Raw genomic sequence first — 18,471 nt, forward strand, 5'->3', positions numbered from 1 at the left:
TTTTTAAACCGCCACATCGTTTTCACGAAGCGCATTGTTTAGAGATGTTTTCTTATCGGTACTTTCTTTACGTTTTCCAATAATTAAGGCACAAGGTACTTGGTATTCACCTGCAGCAAATTTTTTGGTATAACTTCCAGGAATCACTACCGAACGAGCAGGTACACGACCTTTCATTTCAATAGGAGTATCTCCAGTAACGTCAATTATTTTAGTACTCATGGTTAATACCACGTTAGCACCTAAAACAGCCTCGGTTTCAACACGTACACCTTCAACCACAATACATCTAGAACCAACAAAAACGTTGTCTTCAATAATTACTGGAGCCGCTTGTAATGGTTCTAAAACGCCACCAATACCAACACCACCAGATAAGTGAACGTTTTTACCAATTTGTGCACAACTTCCAACGGTAGCCCAAGTATCAACCATAGTTCCTTCATCAACGTAAGCACCAATGTTTACATAACTAGGCATTAAAATAGTGCCTCGTGAAATATAAGCACCATGTCTTGCAACAGCATGAGGGACTACACGAATTCCTTTTTCAGCATATCCTTTTTTTAATGGAATTTTATCATGAAATTCTAATGGGCCACATTCAATGGTTTCCATTTTTTGAATAGGAAAATATAAAACAACGGCTTTTTTCACCCATTCATTCACTTGCCATCCACCTTCTACAGGTTCTGCAACTCTTAATTCTCCTTTATCTAACAAATCGACAACCTGTCTAATAGCAGAAGTTGTTTTCTCTTCTTTTAAAAGATCTCTATTGTCCCAAGCTTGTTCTATGGTTTGTCTTAATTCGGTCATTTTATGTTTTAATTTTTGGCAAATATAATACCTATCTGTCAAAAAACAGGAATGAAATAGCTTTTAATGCGAAATGAGAATTCTGTTAATTGCTGTCGTTGAACGGTTCTAATCTGTATTTGAGTGGTGTATTTTAGCTTTTAAAAAGGGAAATAAGCAGATAAACGGCATTTTACGTGTATTTGGTCTATTGAAAGATGCGTTTTGTCTTTTGGTCGTCAAAAACAGGTCACTCCACTGCTAAACGAGAATACAAGTTAGTTAACTAATTAATTGTGTGTTAGGCTTAAAGAGGTCATATATTTGAATCATCAAACAAGGATAAACACATGAAAACAAACTTTTACATATTATTAATTTTCTTATTAGCTTTCAGTTTTGGAAATGCGCAAAGCACTACTGAGGTTGTAACTGTTGAAATTAGTAATACTGTTTCTGTTTCTGAGGATGATAAACAAGTTACTGTTGAAACTGTAACTAACATTGAAAACGAAGCTGTTTTAATTGATGCTTCTCAAGTTAAAGAATCTGTTGCTCGTACTAATAGCGATATTAAACTTTACTTAAACCATGTTAGAAATGTAGATAACTTAGATTTATTATTTCCTAAAATGAATAAAGCTGTAAAAGCTTAATTAAAAAGAGTTCATATTCAAATATTACATAAGGTTAAATTATAAAAAGGCTTTCTTGAAAAAGAAGGCCTTTTTGTATTTATTGCTTTATTTTTGTCTCAAATAAATTATATGGCACGTATTTTAGCAATCGATTATGGGATGAAACGCACGGGTTTGGCAGTAACCGATGCTTTACAAATTATAGCATCTGGACTGACTACTGTTAATACTAAAGAATTGCTTGCCTATTTAAAGGAGTATACTAGCAAAGAACCTGTCGAACTATTTATTGTAGGTGAGCCAAAACAAATGGATAATACCGCCTCAGAAAGTGAAGCGTTAATTGTGCCCTTTTTGCAAAAGTTACAAAAACAATTTCCAAATATTCCTATTCAACGTGTCGATGAACGCTTTACTTCTAAAATGGCGTTTCAAACAATGATAGATAGTGGTTTGAAAAAGAACCAACGAAAAAACAAAGCGCTGGTTGACGAAATTAGTGCAACTCTTATTTTACAAAGCTATTTGTATTCAAAGTAATTAGAATTTTCAAAAGAATAAATTCCGTTTAATACAATCCATATATTATAAGAATTGTATTTTTGCAGTTAATAACAGAAATTACAACCATGATTTTACCCATTGTAGCCTATGGCGACCCTGTTCTAAAAAAAGTAGGAGTCGATATCAATAAAGAATATCCAAAACTTGATATTCTGCTAGAAAACATGTTCGAAACCATGTACAATGCTTCTGGCGTTGGTTTGGCGGCACCTCAAATAGGTTTAGCAATTCGATTGTTTATTGTAGATGCAACTCCATTTGCAGATGATGAAGATTTAACCGAAGCCGAACAAAAACTATTAGAAGGGTTTAAACGGGTATTCATAAATGCTAAAATTACTAAAGAAGAAGGTGATGAATGGGTGTTTAACGAAGGGTGTTTAAGTATTCCAGATGTGCGTGAAGATGTTTTTAGAAAGTCTACAATAACTATGGAGTATCTGGATGAAAATTTCGAACCACATACAGAAGTTTTCGATGGTTTAGTGGCGCGTGTTATACAACATGAGTACGACCATATTGAAGGTGTTTTGTTTACTGATAAGCTATCAAGTTTGAAAAAACGCTTAATAAAAGGGAAGCTTGGTAACATATCTAAAGGAAAGATAGATGTGGATTACCGCATGCGTTTTCCAGACCAAAAAAAGAAACGATAATATTTGCAAGGCAGTATTAAACAGTTGATATTTGCCCTTCTAAAAAAAATAATTTATGAGCTTAGAGAAAGTTATAGCTATTACAGGAAAACCAGGATTGTATAAGTTAATTGCACAAACTCGTGGTGGTTTTGTAGCAGAATCGTTAATAGATAAAAAAAGAATGTCTGTTAATATTCAGCAAAATGTAAGCGTTTTAAGTGAAATAGCTATTTATACTTTAACCGAAGAAGTGCCCTTAAGAGAGGTGTTGAAAAGCATCAAGAAAAAAGAAAACGGCGGAGCAACTTCAGTAAAAGCTAAAGATGGTAAAGATAAATTGGAAGAATATTTCTTTGAGATTTTACCAGATTACGATGAAGACCGTGTATATGCGAGCGATATCAAGAAAGTAATACAATGGTATAACTTATTGTTAGAACATAATATGTTAGATTTAGAAGAGGATTCTGAAGCTAAAACAGAGGACGTTAAAAGCGAAGAGGCATAAAAATCTTTTTGTTTTGTTAGATATAAGGCATAGTTTCGACATAGAGACTATGCCTTTTTTAATGAATATATATGAAGTTAAGTAAATCAAAAATAAAGAACATCCTTTTTATAATTGTTCTTGTGGTTTTAATTATTCCGCAAACAAGAAAACCTGTTCAGGTCGCACTGCATAAAGTTATCGCCTTTATAAAACCAGTAAGTGTGCAGGAAGATACATTGGAAAAGATTACAGACTATAATTGGAAGTTAAAAGACGGTAGCAATACGGTTTTTAATTTCGAATCGGCCAAGGGGCAAGTGGTTCTTATCAATTTTTGGGCAACTTGGTGTCCGCCCTGTATAGCAGAAATGCCGAGTATGCAAGCGTTGTATAATGATTATGGAGATAAGATCGTGTTCCTGTTTGTTACAAACGAATGGTTTAGTGAGGTCGATCCGTTTTTAGCTAAAAATAATTATACGTTTAAAGCACACCGGCCAGCGGAAGGTTATCCTGAATTTTTTAATATTTCAAGCATTCCAAGAACCTTTTTAATAGATAAGGAAGGTCATGTTGTTATAGATGAAAATGGCGCTTTGAATTGGAATAGTGATAAGATTAGAAGTACTATTGATGGTTTGTTGAAATAATTTAAATCAATTGTGCTGCTGCTTGCGTTCGTTTTTTATTAAATTTATTCAGAATTATAAAGAACGATAACGTGAACATAGTAGTTTTAGATGGGTTTACTTTAAACCCCGGAGATTTAAGTTGGGAGGGCCTGAAGCAATTAGGCGATTTTAAAGTGTTTGATCGCACAGATTTTGAGCACAAAGCAGTCGTAGAGGCTATTGGTAATGCCGAAATTGTATTCACGAACAAAGTTCCTATTCCTAAAGAAGTGATCACGCAAGCGCCTAACCTTAAATATATAGGTGTATTGGCAACGGGCTATAATGTTGTTGATGTGGAAGTGGCACGCGATTTAAATATTCTGGTAACCAATGTTCCGAATTATGGAACTACGGCGGTGGCTCAGTTTACTATGGGTTTGTTGTTAGAAATGTGTCATCATATCGGTGATCATAATAATGCGGTTAAGGAAGGTGCGTGGACAAAATCATTAGACTTTTGTTTTTGGAATACACCACTTATAGAGCTTGCAGGTAAAACCATAGGTATCATTGGTTTTGGTCGCATTGGGCAAGCGACTGCGAAAATGGCTCAAGCGTTTGGGATGACTGTTTTGGCAAATAACAGAAGTAAAGATTATTCATTAGAAAGTGATACTTGTCGCTATGCGGAATTGGATGAGTTATTTGAAAAATCGGATATTATTAGTTTGCATTGCCCATTAATTGAAAGTACTGCTGGCATCATCAATAAACAGAATATTTCTAAAATGAAAGAGGGCGTTCTAATTATTAATACCTCTAGAGGTGGGTTAATAATTGAAGAAGACTTAAAAGAGGCGCTTGATGCTGGAATTGTAGCTGGTGCTGCTGTTGATGTTGTGTCCTCGGAACCCATAAAAGCAGATAACCCCTTGTTAAGTGCTAAAAACTGCATCATGACACCACATATTGCTTGGGCGTCTAAGGAAGCAAGAATGCGCTTGATGGCTATTGTAGTTGATAATCTAAAAGCTTATTTGGATGGAAATCCAAAAAACGAGGTAAACCCTTAGCGTGATTTTGGTTTTTCGATAGTTTGTATCACAAATAGATTCAATAGAATAAGTGTAAAGGCATAAACGGAATCTTCAACGGGAATGGTGAACAGTCGTATGTTTAAGTTTTCGGTGTTGTTATACCAAACCACTTCATCGGTTATGAAGCTGCCTGTTAAAACGCCATTCACTATAAAAAAAGGAATAAGCATTACTAAGAAGGTGAGCAGGTAGGACTGTAATAACTCAGGTTTCTTGTTAACTACTAGAAGCGTTAAAATGGTTGCAAGCGTGAAGTTTACAAACGTATACCATTTATCATAATTATAGATTGAAATGATTAAAAAGCTAAGTATCAGTATGTAACTTATTAATTTTGTAGCACCGCTACCTAATTTTAAATTGGGGAAATAATGCAACAGGGCATAGTGTGTAAATACGCAGGCATACGGAATGCATATGAAAAACAACCACTCTTCAATAGGTAAGCTGAATAAAGTATAACCCAGGAAATAGTCAGAATTAAAGCCCCATATGCGATTCAGGGTGAAAAACACATCCCAAGGAATAAAAATAGACATACTTATTAAAATACCTATGGCTAAAGATTTCCAATGGGAATAGAATTTTAATTTCGGGTGAAAACTATAAATAAAAGGAATTGAAAAAGAGCCTAAATTTAATAGCAGATATAAATAAGTCATCTGCATTATTTTTTAAAATATTTAAAAGGCACGAAAAGCATCCCGAAACATTCTCCGTCTTCTTTATTAATATGTTTATGGTGCATTTTATGTGCACGTCTTACGCCTTTAGCATACCAGTTATTAGCATTTCTAAACAATTTAAAACGTTGGTGTATAAAAATATCGTGTACTAAAAAATAAGATAAGCCATAAGCGAAAATCCCAACACCTATAGGGAGTCCAGCCCAAAATATATCGTGTTTCCATAATAAAAAACAAGTAATACTTACTACGGCGTAGAAAACAAAAAAAGCATCGTTACGTTCAAACCAGCTATCGTGGTCTTTTTTATGGTGGTCTTTATGTAGGTTCCATAAAAAACCATGCATTACGTATTTATGGGTAAACCACGCCATAAACTCCATAAAGCAGTAGGTTGCTAAAAATATAAGGATCCAAAGTACTGTTTGCATGCTATAAATTTACATTATATTTAATTGATACTTCACATAGCTGCGCATTAAGAGCTCTATCTTTTTTGGGTTTGAAACGCGTATTCTTGCATTTCTTATTTGTAATGCAGGTGTTTTTTTAAGCTTTTTTAAGAGTTGTGAATAGTATCTGTAAGCCATAAAAACTCCGAATTTAGCCTCAATAGGTAGTTTTTTTATGCCACTCAAACCTTTTTCAAAATCGTGTTCAATGTCGGTTATAATCTGTTGTTTGGAAGCTTCATCTAAACTATTCAAATTAACATTTGGGAAATAACTTCGGTTTAAACCATCAAAATCTGCTTTTAAATCTCTTAAAAAGTTAACCTTTTGAAACGCAGAACCCAGAGCCATAGCGGTTTCTTTTAGTTCGTTGTATTTAGTAGTATCGCCCTTAACAAATACCTTTAGGCACATAAGGCCAACCACATCGGCAGAGCCATAAATATAATTTTTATACTCTTCGTTGGTTAAGTAGGTGTTTTTGTGTAAATCAAGACGCATGCTTTTCATGAAGGCATCGACTAATGATTTGTCTATATTATATTTGTGATAGGTATATTGAAAGGCGTTTAAAATGGGGTTTAAACTTATTTTATCCTTCAAGGCGTGTTCTAAATCTTTAGAAAACCTATCAAAAAGTGTTTCTTTATCATATTCGTGAAAAGAATCGACAATTTCATCGGCAAACCTTACAAAGCCATAAATGTTATAAATATCACTTCTTATAGATGTGTAAAGCATTTTAGTAGCTAAAGAAAACGATGTGCTATATGTTTTTGTTACAGTTTTACTGCAACTGTATGAAACAGTGTCGAAAAGTGATTTCATGGGCTAAAAGTTTAATTACTTGTATGGTGATGCTTTTTTACTAAATCTGCTACTAATTTTCCTGATATAAGCGATGGTGGTACGCCAGGGCCAGGAACTGTTAACTGTCCTGTAAAAAATAAACCGCCAACCTTTTTACTTTTTAATTTAGGTCTTAAAAAGGCTGTTTGTGTTAGTGTATTTGCCATACCGTAGGCATTTCCTTTATATGAATTGTAATCTTTTATAAAATCGTTAAGGCAAAAGCTTTCCTTAAAGATAACATGTTTTAGGGCATTTTGGGATGTTAAATTTTCAAAACGTTCTAAAATTTTGTAAAAATAGAGGTCTCTTAATTCGGGAGTGTCTTCCAAACCAGGGGCTAGTGGAATTAAAAAGATACCTGCTTCTTTACCTTCAGGGGCGGTGCTATCATCTGTTTTACTAGGAAAGCTGGCGTAAAATAAAGGGTCTTCCGGCCATCTGGGGTGGTCGTAAATAGCTTCGGCGTGTACATCAAAATCAACATCAAAAAATAAGGTGTGATGATTTACGTTTTTCAGTTTCGTATCAAACCCTACATAAAATAATAGGGAAGAGGGTGCAAAGGTTTTTTTCTCCCAATAGCATTCTGAGTATTGTTTGTATTCTATATCGAGTAAGGTTTCGGTGTGATGGTAATCTGCACCGCTAACTATAATGTCACTTTTATATGTCACTCCGTTTGAAATAATACCAATTGCTTTTCCGGTATCTACGATAATTTTATCTACAGGGTTTTCAGTTTTAATGGTGACGCCTAGTTCTATGGCTAAAGCTTCTATGGCCAATATTACTTGGTACATGCCTTTTTTAGGGTGAAAGGTGCCAAGACCAAAATCGGCATAATTCATAAAACTATAAAAGGATGGGGTGTCGCTAGGTTTTGCGCCTAAAAACAAAACTGGGAATTCTAGAATTTTTACAAGCCTTTCGTTTTTAAATTCTCTGCGAACATCTCTTTTTATGGTGCTAAAAAATTGGTTTAGTTTTTTTATGGTTTTGGGTGTAACCAGTTCTAAAGGGGAAACGCCAGGGTTGTAAACCAAATCTTTAATAGCAATGTCATAATTGCTTTTGGCTTTTTCTATAAAGGTGTTTAACTTTCTAGAGCTGCCTTTTTCTTCAGCTTCAAAGGCTGTCTTTATTTTTTCAAGTGTATCTTCTATGGTAATGAAATCGTCTTTACCAAAGTAAACGCTGTAGGCGGGGTTTAATTTTTCTAAAGTATAATAATCGGAAGGTTTTTTATTGAAGTCTGAAAAAAAGCGCTCAAAAACATCGGGCATCCAATACCAAGTAGGGCCAATATCAAACGTGAACCCGTATTTTTTAAGTTGCCTGGCGCGACCACCAATGGTTTTGTTTTTTTCAAAAATGGTGACCTCATAACCTGCTTTAGCTAAATAGCATGCCGCAGACAGAGATGCGAACCCTGAACCTATAATACTTACTGATTTTTTCATATTGTTTAACAAATATGGTTTAAAGTTAAACAAAATATGAAGTTAATCATAAATCTTTAACGAAATTTTCTAAAGACTTGTAAATGGTTATGTTTTCTGGGAGTTCTAAATTGGTGTAATTAACCAGTTTTTGACCAAATAACCAGAGTTTAGAGTTGCTGTCTTTTAAAAGTAAATGATTAAAATCTTCTATATAAGAACTTATGTTTTCTTCTTCGGGGTAAATGGTGAAGTAAGATATGAAGTAAATGTTAGAATAAAAATTGAAAATATCTTTTAAATTTTTCTTGGGAACACTTTCACCTAAAAAGATGGTGTGGAAGCCTTTTTCTTTTAATTGGTAATTAATAAAGAGTAAACCAATTTCGTGTATTTCGTATTCTGGTAAAAATAACACAAAGGTTTTGGTGCTTGGGTGTGGTGCTACATTTTCAAGAAGTTCAATTTGAAGTAAGATCTTTTGTTTAATCAGAACAGCTAAAAAATGCTCGTGTGCCGGTGTAATGGTGTTGGTTTGCCATAATAAACCAATATCATTAAGTAAGGGGAAAAAAACGGTGTATACTATATCTGTGAACGACTTGGTTTTTATTATGGTGTTGAAGGTCGTTTTAAAAAGACCTTCATCAAAATTGAACATAGCCAATTTAAAATCGTTAATTGCAAAGTTCTCGGGGTTCGATTTAATAGCTATTTCTTTAACCAATAAAGGTATTTCCTCTTCTGTAAAGTTTGCTATTTTCGAAATTTTATAGCCATTATTGTTTAAGTAAGCAATGTTTAATAACTTTTGAAGACTCGGAATGCTGTAATGTCTAATATTGGTATCGGTTCTATTTGGGCTAAGTAGGTTATATCGTTTTTCCCAAATACGTATGGTATGTGCCTTGATGCCAGAGAGGTTTTCTAGATCTTTTATGCTGAAGGTTGACTTAATATTGTTCATCAATAGGGACTTAATGTTAAACAAAAGTAAGTCAATCCATTGATTAAATCAATGTTTATGGTGATTTTAACTTCTAAAAGTAATTAAAAGTGCGCACGAGAAGATTCGAACTTCCACATTCTAAGCGAATACCAGCCCCTCAAGCTGGCGCGTCTACCAATTCCGCCACGTGCGCATGCTGTGTACATATAAATAGGAAGCTTTGCTTTTACATGGTAGTGTAAATATGCTGGAATTAGCTTCGTTTAATTATGTTCAAGTAACTTAGGAAGGCAAATATAGTAATTTGTACTGCTATTCTATTTATAATTTTTTTGAATGCTTGTTTTTTATTTTGATAGCCCTTGAGAGAAATAGTATGTGTATTTTAAGTTTTAAAGCGTTATTTGTACGTTTAATAAGTGTGTTTTATGCTTTTTTGTACCTGTTATAACTTGTTAATGCTCTAATTTGTGCTTAAACTGGCGGTTCGTCGACTGTTCGTTAGTTGGTACTAATGTTACGTTTTTACACACATCTTCAATAAATTACCATTCATCGACACTCTCTTTTGGTTTCATCGTTTATTGATAATTTAAACTAGATATAGGTTGTAAATTTACACCAGTAATGAAGCTAAAGCGCTGAATTATAAAGTTTAACCCTTAAAAATTTTATCATGTCTAATTTAATCCTTCTTTTATTATTTGCTTTAATAACATATGTTATCTTCTTTATTGAAAAAGACGCTCTTATATTAGATTTTTCAGAGATATCTTTTTTTAATGAAACATTTGAAAACGGAGACGAGACTAAAAATCGTGATTTATTTAAAACGGCACCGGGTAAAACAAGTATCGCTACTATTACTGAAGAGGTTTTAGTTTCTAACCCAAAAATGGTTCAAACAGTAATCCCAACTATAGAAAATTCAAAAATTAAAGCGTTAAGACAAGAACTTAATATTAACTTAATGCATTTAGAGTATACAATCTCTTTTGAAGATCAATTAGCAGACCTTGCTTCTAAAGATAGAGTGTCATTAGAGCGTTTACAAGAGTATGCAGTTGCTAAGCAAGAATTACAATTAAAAATTATTGAATTAACCCAAACCATCTCTTACTACCAATCAGAAAAAATCAACTTGTGTTAAGATTATTAAACAAATACATTAATTAAAATTTAACTAATACTCCCCGAATAACACTCTAAGTAAAGTCTCCCAAGTAACCTTTTAAAAATTATCTACTAGTAATCCCTTAAAATAACTGTATTTATTATCTCTTATTTATTATAATTCAGTAATCAAAATAAACGACTTCAAACCTCATACATCGGCATCTTTCTTTCATTCGTCGATACAAAACTGCTCCTTAAACGAAATTAACCACATTTTTAGCTTAAATTAGTGCAACTTTACTCTGCTGTGCAGCAGTAGTAATTTAACTTAAGCATTAAGCCAACCAGCTACCTATCGGTACTCTCAATTTATTAATCGATGGTGATCATTTTTTATCGATAGATAAGGTGTTAGTATACTAATTTAATGCATGTTTAAAATGAAATTAATAGCACTAATCAAAATTAAATGTCAAGTAAATTATCAATCCTGTTCATAGAAGACGATCTGGTCGAGACCATGAAAATGAATAGAACCGTAAGTAGGTTAGGCCCTTTTTATGATATTCAAGAAGCAAAGAATGGAGAGGAAGCCTTAAGGATTTTAAACCTTAAAAAAAATCTTCCAGATATCATTTTATTAGATTTAAATATGCCTAAAATAAATGGCATCGAATTTTTAAGAATTTTAAAAAATGATAAACAACTTAAATACATTCCCACTATTATTCTAACAACATCGAATAACAAAAGGGATGTTTTGGAATGTTATAAAATAGGTATTGCAGGGTATATTTTAAAACCTTTGAAGTATGAAGATTATGTTTCGAAGTTAGAAAAAGTGTTGGCCTATTGGCGTGTAAATGAATTAATAAAAGCATAATATGAAAGGTATTGTTTTTACAGAATTTTTAGAATTAGTTGAACAAAAGTTTGGGTTAGAAATGGTTGATGAAATCATAGAGCAATCTAATTTACCATCAAAAGGAGTTTATACTTCGATAGGTTCTTATGAGTTTTCTGAGATGCTTTCGTTACTAAAACAATTAAGTGAAAAAACGAATATAAGTATTGATGATTTGCTTTTAGTTTATGCCGAACATTTTTTCAGTGTTTTAGTGTCAACATATCCAACGGTTATAGAAAACTATAAAGACCCTATAGAGATGTTAGCATCCATAGAAGATCATATTCATTTTGAAGTTCGTAAAATATACCCAGATGCCGAGTTGCCAAGCTTTGAGATTCAGGATAAAACAGAAAATTCATTAGTTATGATATACAAATCAAGTCGTGCCATGTACTATTTTGGTCTTGGGTTAATGAATAAAACCTTTGAACACTTTAATTCGAGCGCCGAGATTATCATGGAAAAATTAAAGGAAGATGGCACCGAAGTGAAATTTATTATTACTAAAAATTAATGAGCGATAAACGGGTCGAAATATTAGAACGTGCTAGGTTACGAGAAAAGTTGGCTAGAAAACAGGCCGAAAAAGTTCTTGAAGACAAAGCCTTCGAGCTTCATAATTTAACTGGAAAATTAAAAGAAAGTAATAACCAGCTTGAAAGCCTACTAGCCAAAAAGAATTTGCAGTTAGAAGGTGTTTTCAGAAACATTGCCGATGCCTATTGTGTGGCCGATATGTATGGTAATGTGCTAGAAATGAATAAAGCTAGTTATAATATTTTAGATTGTGACTCTGAAGACAAATGTAGAAATATAAATTTAATAGATTTTGTACATCCCGAGGATGCATCGCATCTTCTTACCGTATTTCATAGGCTTAAAAAACACGGGGAATTTAAAGATTTAAAAATAAGAATAATTTCTAATAATAGGGTAACCAAACATGTCCATATTAATGCCAGTGTTATTTTAAATGATAAAGGTAAGCCCATTGCCATTCAGGGCATTGCCAGAGATATTACGAGTGAATTTAAAACGCAAAAAAACCTTGTAAAATCTGAAAACAGATTAAAAGCGCTTATTTTAAATTTAGATTGTGGTATTTTGTTGGAAGATGAAAATTGTAATATTATAGTTACTAATAGGAAGTACTGCGATCTATTTGAAATACATGAAATACCGGAAGTGCTTCAAGGAGAACATTGTTCTTTTAGAACGGACCAGACAAAATTGTATTTTGAGTGTCCAGAAGAGCACGTGTCTAGAATGCAAGCTATAGTCTGTGACCGTGAAGAGGTGTTGGGTGAAGAGTTGAAAATGGTAAATGGAAAAATTCTAGAACGCGATTTTATACCTATTTATGAGAATGAAAATTATAAAGGCCATCTTTGGAGTTATAGAGATGTAACATTGAGTCGAAACTATTCCAAGAATTTAGAAATTGAAAAACAGAAATACAGTGGCATTATAGCCAATATGAATTTAGGGCTGGTTGAGGTTGATAATAATAGTAAAGTAGCTTTAGTTAATCAAAGTTTTTCTGATATAACGGGTTATTCTGAAAAAGAATTAATAGGTAAGGATGCTCTAGGAGTTCTTATTCCAGATGCTGACAAAGAGTTTATGACTGCCGTCCGTACTGAAACTAGAACAGGGAAATCTCAATCTTTTGAGATGCGCATGTGCAATAAAGAGGGGCACATACGAACCGTTATTACAAGTACAGCTCCTAATTATGATTACAATGGAAAAGTTGTTGGTTCTATAGGAGTAATCTTGGATATTACTGAACAAACCCGAATTAAAGATCAATTAATTGAACAAAAAAAACAACTGGATTTAATTGTTCAAAACTCTCCAGTTGGGATAGGTTTATTTAAAAAATCGGGAGATGGTTTGTTAATGGTTAACAAATCGTTTTGTGATATGTTTGGCTACACAGAAGATGAGTTATTAAATAAAGTTATAGATCACGATCCCACACATCCTGACGACCTAGAAGTTTCTAATAAATTGAGAAAACAACTTCAAAATGGGGAAATTGACAATTATGCTGTAGAAAAGCGCTATATAAAAAGAGATGGTTCCATTATTTGGGCAAAATCAAATTTTAATGCTATAAAAGATAGTAAAGGTTTTATAAAAAATCAAGTGGCTATAATAGAGGATATCACTGCAGAACGGGAGAAAACCTTGATGCTAGAAACCATTAATAATGTGGCCAAATCTATTTTAGGTAAAATTGATATTTACGAAATAGCTTGGGAAGTAACGCATAACATTACCAGGTATTTAGATTCTAACGACTGTGTAATTTACTTGGTTGATAAGGATTCTCAAGTTTTACGGCAAATAGCGGCTTACGGAAATAAAATTAATGAAAACCGTGAGGTTGTAAATCATCTAGAAATACCTGTAGGTGAGGGTCTTGTGGGCTATGTAGCGCAAAATGGAAGGCCTTTAGTTATAGGGGATACGTCTTTAGATAAACGTTATATTCAAGATGATGAATTTTGTTACTCTGAAATTACGGTACCCATTATTAATGATGGCGAGGTTTTAGGGGTTATTGATGCCGAACATATAGATAAAAACTACTTTACAGAAAACCATTTATCTACGTTGCAAAATGTAGCAAGACTAGTGTCTTTGCAATTAAAAAATGCAATTAACCGTATAGAACGAAATAAAGCAGAGCAAGTGAATGTGAATTTATTAAAAGAACTTGAGTCTAGTAATAATGAACTTCAAGAATATGCACATATAGTATCGCACGATTTAAAATCGCCGCTGCGCAGTATTTTTGCCTTAGTGTCTTGGATAAAAGAAGATAATCAAGAATGTTTAAATGAAGATAGTTTAACTAATATCTCACTTATTGAATCGACTCTAGAAAAGATGGAGCAATTAATTTCAGATATTTTAAACTACTCGAGCGTTTCGTCTCAAAAAGTAGAAGATACACCCATCGATTTGAATTTGGTTTTAAAAGATATTCAAAAAATTCTATTCATTCCAGAGCATATTAAACTAAGTTTTAAAAGCAATTTGCCTATTATTATGGGCGATCATACCAGACTACAGCAATTATTTCTAAACTTATTAAGTAATGCGGTAAGATACATAGATAAAGACGTTGGTTATATAAATGTTGATGTTGAAGAACACTTAACACATTATCAATTTTCAGTACAAGATAATGGGATAGGTATTGCAAAGGAGTATCACGATAAAATTTTTAAAATTTTCCATACCTTAAATGATATTAAAGAGTCGTCTGGAATTGGACTTTCTATAGTTAAAAAAATTGTTGACATGTATCATGGCGATATTTGGTTAGAAAGTACTGTAGGTATAGGAACCACATTCTTTTTCACTTTAAAAAAATAGTTATGCTAGAACAACCAAGTTTATCGTATATTAAAGAACTCTCTGGCGGAGATACTGAATTTGAACTCAAAATAATTACGGTTATTAAAAAAGAGTTTCCATTGGAGAAGGCTATCTACTTTAAAAACTTGAAAGAAAAAAAATACAAAGAAGTTGCGGAAATTGTACATAAACTTAAACATAAAATTAGTATTTTAGACCTTGAAAAAAGCTACGAAGTCGCAATAGAGTACGAAAACAACTTAAATAGCTGTAATACAATTCTTAAGGAGGAGTTTGAGAGCGTGCTACTAAACATGACTAATTTTTTAAACACTATTTAAACTATATATATGACTAGTATAATAATAGATGACGAAGAAACAGCAAGAGCCATTTTAGGTAAATTGTGTTCAGATATTCAAAGTTTGGATGTTATTGAAGAGTTTTCGAACGCCATGGATGCCATTAAGTTTTTGAATAAAAACGAAATTGATCTTATATTTCTAGATATTCATATGCCCGATTTTACGGGGTTCGATTTTATTCAAACCTTAAAAAGTCCACCAAAAATAATACTGACTACGTCTGATAAGAATTTTGCAATCGAAGCTTTCGAGTACGATTGTATAGTCGATTATTTAGTAAAACCATTAACAATGGCTCGATTTACAAAAGCTGTAAGTAAAGCGGAAGTGTTTAATGTAGATATAGAACCTGTTGAAGAAAGTACTGCAGGAGCGTCTCCATCATCAAAAGCAGCATCACAAATTAATGTTTCAGCAGAAAAAGAATTATTTGTAAATATTGATAGACGATTAATTAAAATTGATATCTCTAGTATTAAGCTAATTGAAGCAAAAGGAGACTATATTCTTTTAAAAACAGATACACAAAATTATACAGTACACTCAACTTTAAAGAAAATTGTAGAAAAACTTCCAGATGCTCAATTTTTAAAAGTCCATAGGTCTTATGTTATAAATACAGGCAAAATAATTGATATTGAGGATAATAGCGTCTTGATAGGTCGAGATGTGATACCTGTAAGCCGTTCAAATAGACCCGAATTAATGAGACGTCTTAATTTACTTTAATATATAGACGGTTTTCAATAAGCTTCAGTATTTATTTAAAGCTTATTTACTACTAGTCGTCTATCGATAACCGTAATCCATCGAAAAATTCTAATTTAAGTTCGACGAGTGGTTAATTTTAATTTTAAAGATAAAATTAAAAAACCGACATATGAACTGTATTATAATTGACGACGAAGCCACGGCAAGAAGTTTTTTAAACAAGCTCTGTACTAAAGTTAAAGACTTAAATGTAAAAAAAGAGTTTGATAATGCTAAAGATGCCCTAAAGTTTTTAGAGAACAATAAAATAGATCTTATCTTTCTAGATCTGCACATGCCCGTACTTAGTGGGTTCGATTTTATAGAGGTTCTAGAACAGCAACCCAAAATTATACTAACAACTACCGATAGAAATTCCGCACTCAAAGCCTTTGAGTATAAATGTATTGTCGATTATTTAGGCAAACCATTTAAAATGCCCCGTTTCTTGCTTGCTTTAGATAAAGTGAACCGCGCCATTAAAATTTCAAAAGAACACGAAGAAAGTTTAAAAGATAGGTATGAAGCTTCAGATTTATATATAAACATTAATAAGAAGCTGGTTAAGTTTTCACTTGGTGCCATCGAAATTATAAAAACACACCCTAAAGGCATAGAGATTTGTACCAGTAAACAAAGCTTTGTAGTGAAATCATCCTTAAGTAAAATAATAGATAAGCTACCTAAGTCTAAGTTTATCAAGGTACACCAGTCCTATATCATTAATATAAATAAGATAATAGATATAAAAAACGGACATATTTTAATTAACCACGACAGTATTCCTGTTAGTAGAATGAACAAAGCAGAATTGATGAGTAAAATTAATTTATTCTAGATTTTGGTTCAACGACGAACTTGGCTTGTTATCGTGTGTTTAAAAGCGTTTTGGGTCTATTCACCTACAGTTAACGTTTACTCATCGAAATAACGAGCTTGAAACTAAGACCTTAACATACATTTGTATCAAATTAATATTAACAATTTAAATATTTTATTATGAAGAAAATTAACCTACTATTTATGGCAGCTTTAGCATTAGGAACAACAACTGCAATGGCTCAAGACAATGATGACACAAACATTGATCAACACACTTTAGCTGTACAAGTACAGGAAGTTGCACTATTAGATATCTGGGATGCCAGTTTAGCAACTCCAGCCGATGTTGGAACTATTACTTTTGACATGGCCGACGCTACAACTAGTGGTATTAACGCTGAAGCAGGTATGTATGATTTTGGAGCATTAAGTTATACAGATTTGTATTTGAATTATACAAGTGTTGTATCAGCAGCCGATCCAACAAGAACCATTTCAGTACGTTTGTCTACAGGAAATTTTCCAGGAGGCGTTAGATTGGTAATTACACCAGAAACATCAACTGTTGAAAATGCAACAAACGGAACACCAGCAGATATTTCTGGAGGACCAATAACCTTAAACGCATCAGATTTAGGATCAAGCACATCTAGAGTAATTGCAACTAACATACAAAGTGTATATAGTGGTGACGAAGCTTTTGGAGTGAAACTGGCTTATACTATCGAACAAGACGGAAATTTTGATCTATACATGGCAGGTAGTTATTCTACAGAGGTTGTTTATACATTATCTGATATCTAATCAACATATAATATCCAAACTTTTTAAAATAAAAAAAAGCCCTTCAATGGGGCTTTTTTTTATGCACTTAGTTTAATGAACAATTACCAGATGTCAAATGCGGTAAATCGCTGGTTTTCCTTGTAAATACGGGCAATATGTGGCTTTTTATGAAAATCGTTTAAAGGCTAAAAATTACTACCGACCGACACTTACTTGCCACTTAACGAAATAGAACTAATTCTTGGGTAAAAGCCCATTTCTTTGTGAAACCGAAAGTGTATTAATAACAAATTTAAAAATCAAGATATGAAATCAATTGCATTAACATTTATAAGTTTCCTTTTTTGTGTTCAAGTAATACAAGCCAATGTTATTGTTTTAAATGGTCTTACGCATTCTTATTCAGGTGTGTCTGGTCAAACGTTCCAGGGGCAAGTTGTTTTAGCAAACACGTCTAACGTCGACCAGAGAGTGACTTTTAGTTTAAGTGAAGCGATTTATTCTTGTGATGCTGAAAGAGTATTTGCAGCAGATGTATTACATAAAAATTCGGCTACCAATTGGTTTGAAAGTTCTATCATGGATAAAGTGTTAGGGCCAAAAGAACGCTACATTTTTAAATATAATATCACGGTGCCAAACGACCAGGCTTTAAAAGGATCTTTCTGGACCACATTAATGATAAATGTTGAGAAGCCTATTTTAGAAGAGGTTGTAAGTGATTTTAAAATTGGAAGTAAAGTAAGATATGCGGTTCGTCTTTTAGCAGATGTAAATATTAATGATGATGTGCAATTAGATTTTGAAAGTGCAGATATTGTTTTAAATACGATAAGTACCACAAGACAACTTGATATTAAAATTAGAAACCAAAACACGTTTATTGAAAACGTAAGATTGAGTTTAGAGTTTTACGATGTGTACGGAAATTTAGTTTTAGAAACTGAAACCAAGCGATTGAAGGCCTTTCCAGAAACCTGTAAAATATTTTCTTTAGATATATCGAAACTTCCAGTAGGAACTTACCAGTGTGTTGCAATTGTTGATTCTCGAGACGAGTATGTTGGCACTAATTTAAGCTTAACCATAGACTAGATTAAATAAGCGCCTAGTAAAAAATTATTCGTTTTAAC

At 32.9% G+C, this 18,471-nt stretch carries 21 protein-coding genes and 1 tRNA gene; 15 read left to right on the forward strand and 7 right to left on the reverse strand.

The window, feature by feature from the left end; all coding sequences use genetic code 11:
- Positions 1–3: 3 nt before the first annotated feature.
- A complete protein-coding gene (locus tag Q5N74_RS04875; protein ID WP_304387608.1) occupies positions 4–819 on the reverse strand; it encodes a 2,3,4,5-tetrahydropyridine-2,6-dicarboxylate N-succinyltransferase in 816 nt (271 codons plus the stop codon).
- Positions 820–1,148: 329 nt separating this feature from the next.
- Here Q5N74_RS04875 and Q5N74_RS04880 point away from each other — a divergent pair, with 329 nt between their 5' ends.
- The 6 genes from Q5N74_RS04880 to Q5N74_RS04905 all read left to right on the forward strand — a co-directional run bounded on the left by Q5N74_RS04880 (position 1,149) and on the right by Q5N74_RS04905 (position 4,815).
- Entirely contained in the window at positions 1,149–1,454 is a 306-nt protein-coding gene (locus tag Q5N74_RS04880) for a hypothetical protein (protein ID WP_304387609.1), read from the forward strand.
- Between the two features lie 111 nt (positions 1,455–1,565).
- Positions 1,566–1,976, forward strand: coding sequence for a Holliday junction resolvase RuvX (gene ruvX, locus Q5N74_RS04885; RefSeq protein ID WP_304387610.1), 411 nt, complete (start codon positions 1,566–1,568; stop codon positions 1,974–1,976).
- Positions 1,977–2,065: 89 nt separating this feature from the next.
- Complete coding sequence (def, locus tag Q5N74_RS04890) at positions 2,066–2,656, forward strand: peptide deformylase (protein WP_304387793.1); 591 nt, start codon at positions 2,066–2,068, stop codon at positions 2,654–2,656.
- A gap of 55 nt (positions 2,657–2,711) precedes the next feature.
- Positions 2,712–3,146 (forward strand): DUF5606 domain-containing protein, encoded by a 435-nt coding sequence (locus Q5N74_RS04895; protein WP_304387611.1) that lies wholly within the window; start codon positions 2,712–2,714, stop codon positions 3,144–3,146.
- 71 nt (positions 3,147–3,217) lie between these two features.
- Positions 3,218–3,778, forward strand: coding sequence for a TlpA disulfide reductase family protein (locus Q5N74_RS04900; protein ID WP_304387612.1), 561 nt, complete (start codon positions 3,218–3,220; stop codon positions 3,776–3,778).
- A gap of 71 nt (positions 3,779–3,849) precedes the next feature.
- Positions 3,850–4,815 (forward strand): D-2-hydroxyacid dehydrogenase, encoded by a 966-nt coding sequence (locus tag Q5N74_RS04905; protein WP_304387613.1) that lies wholly within the window; start codon positions 3,850–3,852, stop codon positions 4,813–4,815.
- Here the strand turns inward: Q5N74_RS04905 and Q5N74_RS04910 are convergent.
- From Q5N74_RS04910 to Q5N74_RS04935, 6 genes are all read right to left on the reverse strand, one after another.
- On the reverse strand, positions 4,812–5,501 hold the full coding sequence (locus Q5N74_RS04910; protein ID WP_304387614.1) for a lycopene cyclase domain-containing protein: 690 nt from the start codon (positions 5,499–5,501) through the stop codon (positions 4,812–4,814). The genes Q5N74_RS04905 and Q5N74_RS04910 overlap by 4 nt on opposite strands.
- Before the next feature lie 5 nt (positions 5,502–5,506).
- Entirely contained in the window at positions 5,507–5,956 is a 450-nt protein-coding gene (locus Q5N74_RS04915) for a sterol desaturase family protein (protein WP_304387615.1), read from the reverse strand.
- Between the two features lie 9 nt (positions 5,957–5,965).
- A complete protein-coding gene (locus Q5N74_RS04920; protein ID WP_304387616.1) occupies positions 5,966–6,805 on the reverse strand; it encodes a phytoene/squalene synthase family protein in 840 nt (279 codons plus the stop codon).
- A gap of 11 nt (positions 6,806–6,816) precedes the next feature.
- A complete protein-coding gene (locus Q5N74_RS04925; protein ID WP_304387617.1) occupies positions 6,817–8,289 on the reverse strand; it encodes an NAD(P)/FAD-dependent oxidoreductase in 1,473 nt (490 codons plus the stop codon).
- A 46-nt stretch (positions 8,290–8,335) separates the two neighbouring features.
- Positions 8,336–9,235: a MerR family transcriptional regulator gene (locus Q5N74_RS04930; protein ID WP_304387618.1), complete on the reverse strand. Its 900-nt coding sequence runs from the start codon at positions 9,233–9,235 to the stop codon at positions 8,336–8,338.
- Between the two features lie 90 nt (positions 9,236–9,325).
- Positions 9,326–9,410: transfer RNA gene (locus Q5N74_RS04935), tRNA-Leu, on the reverse strand.
- Positions 9,411–9,893: 483 nt separating this feature from the next.
- Between Q5N74_RS04935 and Q5N74_RS04940 the strand changes: the two genes are divergently transcribed.
- The 9 genes from Q5N74_RS04940 (at position 9,894) to Q5N74_RS04980 (ending at position 18,433) form a co-directional block, all read left to right on the forward strand.
- Positions 9,894–10,367, forward strand: a complete 474-nt coding sequence (locus tag Q5N74_RS04940) for a hypothetical protein (RefSeq protein WP_304387619.1) — start codon at positions 9,894–9,896, stop codon at positions 10,365–10,367.
- Between the two features lie 435 nt (positions 10,368–10,802).
- Complete coding sequence (locus tag Q5N74_RS04945; protein WP_304387620.1) at positions 10,803–11,216, forward strand: response regulator; 414 nt, start codon at positions 10,803–10,805, stop codon at positions 11,214–11,216.
- A 1-nt stretch (position 11,217) separates the two neighbouring features.
- Complete coding sequence (locus Q5N74_RS04950) at positions 11,218–11,757, forward strand: heme NO-binding domain-containing protein (RefSeq protein WP_304387621.1); 540 nt, start codon at positions 11,218–11,220, stop codon at positions 11,755–11,757.
- A complete protein-coding gene (locus Q5N74_RS04955) occupies positions 11,757–14,633 on the forward strand; it encodes a PAS domain S-box protein (RefSeq protein ID WP_304387622.1) in 2,877 nt (958 codons plus the stop codon). The genes Q5N74_RS04950 and Q5N74_RS04955 overlap by 1 nt, the downstream gene beginning before the upstream one ends.
- Positions 14,634–14,635: 2 nt before the next feature.
- Complete coding sequence (locus tag Q5N74_RS04960) at positions 14,636–14,956, forward strand: Hpt domain-containing protein (protein WP_304387623.1); 321 nt, start codon at positions 14,636–14,638, stop codon at positions 14,954–14,956.
- Positions 14,957–14,965: 9 nt separating this feature from the next.
- Positions 14,966–15,709 carry a LytTR family DNA-binding domain-containing protein gene (locus Q5N74_RS04965; protein ID WP_304387624.1) on the forward strand — a complete coding sequence of 248 codons (744 nt, stop codon included), beginning with the start codon at positions 14,966–14,968 and terminating at the stop codon, positions 15,707–15,709.
- A 151-nt stretch (positions 15,710–15,860) separates the two neighbouring features.
- Positions 15,861–16,568 carry a LytTR family DNA-binding domain-containing protein gene (locus Q5N74_RS04970; protein ID WP_304387625.1) on the forward strand — a complete coding sequence of 236 codons (708 nt, stop codon included), beginning with the start codon at positions 15,861–15,863 and terminating at the stop codon, positions 16,566–16,568.
- A 161-nt stretch (positions 16,569–16,729) separates the two neighbouring features.
- On the forward strand, positions 16,730–17,356 hold the full coding sequence (locus Q5N74_RS04975) for a hypothetical protein (RefSeq protein WP_304387626.1): 627 nt from the start codon (positions 16,730–16,732) through the stop codon (positions 17,354–17,356).
- 288 nt (positions 17,357–17,644) lie between these two features.
- Entirely contained in the window at positions 17,645–18,433 is a 789-nt protein-coding gene (locus tag Q5N74_RS04980) for a hypothetical protein (RefSeq protein WP_304387627.1), read from the forward strand.
- Positions 18,434–18,471: the final 38 nt, after the last annotated feature.

The organism is Mariniflexile sp. AS56, assembly GCF_030552475.1.
GTDB lineage: Bacteria > Bacteroidota > Bacteroidia > Flavobacteriales > Flavobacteriaceae > Mariniflexile.

Coding starts and splice junctions, on each gene's coding strand:
- Q5N74_RS04875 (WP_304387608.1), bottom strand. CDS start 819: ATGACCGAATTAAGACAAACCATAGAACAAGCTTGGGACAATAGAGAT.
- Q5N74_RS04880 (WP_304387609.1), top strand. CDS start 1,149: ATGAAAACAAACTTTTACATATTATTAATTTTCTTATTAGCTTTCAGT.
- ruvX (WP_304387610.1), top strand. CDS start 1,566: ATGGCACGTATTTTAGCAATCGATTATGGGATGAAACGCACGGGTTTG.
- def (WP_304387793.1), top strand. CDS start 2,066: ATGATTTTACCCATTGTAGCCTATGGCGACCCTGTTCTAAAAAAAGTA.
- Q5N74_RS04895 (WP_304387611.1), top strand. CDS start 2,712: ATGAGCTTAGAGAAAGTTATAGCTATTACAGGAAAACCAGGATTGTAT.
- Q5N74_RS04900 (WP_304387612.1), top strand. CDS start 3,218: ATGAAGTTAAGTAAATCAAAAATAAAGAACATCCTTTTTATAATTGTT.
- Q5N74_RS04910 (WP_304387614.1), bottom strand. CDS start 5,501: ATGACTTATTTATATCTGCTATTAAATTTAGGCTCTTTTTCAATTCCT.
- Q5N74_RS04915 (WP_304387615.1), bottom strand. CDS start 5,956: ATGCAAACAGTACTTTGGATCCTTATATTTTTAGCAACCTACTGCTTT.
- Q5N74_RS04920 (WP_304387616.1), bottom strand. CDS start 6,805: ATGAAATCACTTTTCGACACTGTTTCATACAGTTGCAGTAAAACTGTA.
- Q5N74_RS04925 (WP_304387617.1), bottom strand. CDS start 8,289: ATGAAAAAATCAGTAAGTATTATAGGTTCAGGGTTCGCATCTCTGTCT.
- Q5N74_RS04930 (WP_304387618.1), bottom strand. CDS start 9,235: ATGAACAATATTAAGTCAACCTTCAGCATAAAAGATCTAGAAAACCTC.
- Q5N74_RS04940 (WP_304387619.1), top strand. CDS start 9,894: ATGTCTAATTTAATCCTTCTTTTATTATTTGCTTTAATAACATATGTT.
- Q5N74_RS04945 (WP_304387620.1), top strand. CDS start 10,803: ATGTCAAGTAAATTATCAATCCTGTTCATAGAAGACGATCTGGTCGAG.
- Q5N74_RS04950 (WP_304387621.1), top strand. CDS start 11,218: ATGAAAGGTATTGTTTTTACAGAATTTTTAGAATTAGTTGAACAAAAG.
- Q5N74_RS04955 (WP_304387622.1), top strand. CDS start 11,757: ATGAGCGATAAACGGGTCGAAATATTAGAACGTGCTAGGTTACGAGAA.
- Q5N74_RS04960 (WP_304387623.1), top strand. CDS start 14,636: ATGCTAGAACAACCAAGTTTATCGTATATTAAAGAACTCTCTGGCGGA.
- Q5N74_RS04965 (WP_304387624.1), top strand. CDS start 14,966: ATGACTAGTATAATAATAGATGACGAAGAAACAGCAAGAGCCATTTTA.
- Q5N74_RS04970 (WP_304387625.1), top strand. CDS start 15,861: ATGAACTGTATTATAATTGACGACGAAGCCACGGCAAGAAGTTTTTTA.
- Q5N74_RS04975 (WP_304387626.1), top strand. CDS start 16,730: ATGAAGAAAATTAACCTACTATTTATGGCAGCTTTAGCATTAGGAACA.
- Q5N74_RS04980 (WP_304387627.1), top strand. CDS start 17,645: ATGAAATCAATTGCATTAACATTTATAAGTTTCCTTTTTTGTGTTCAA.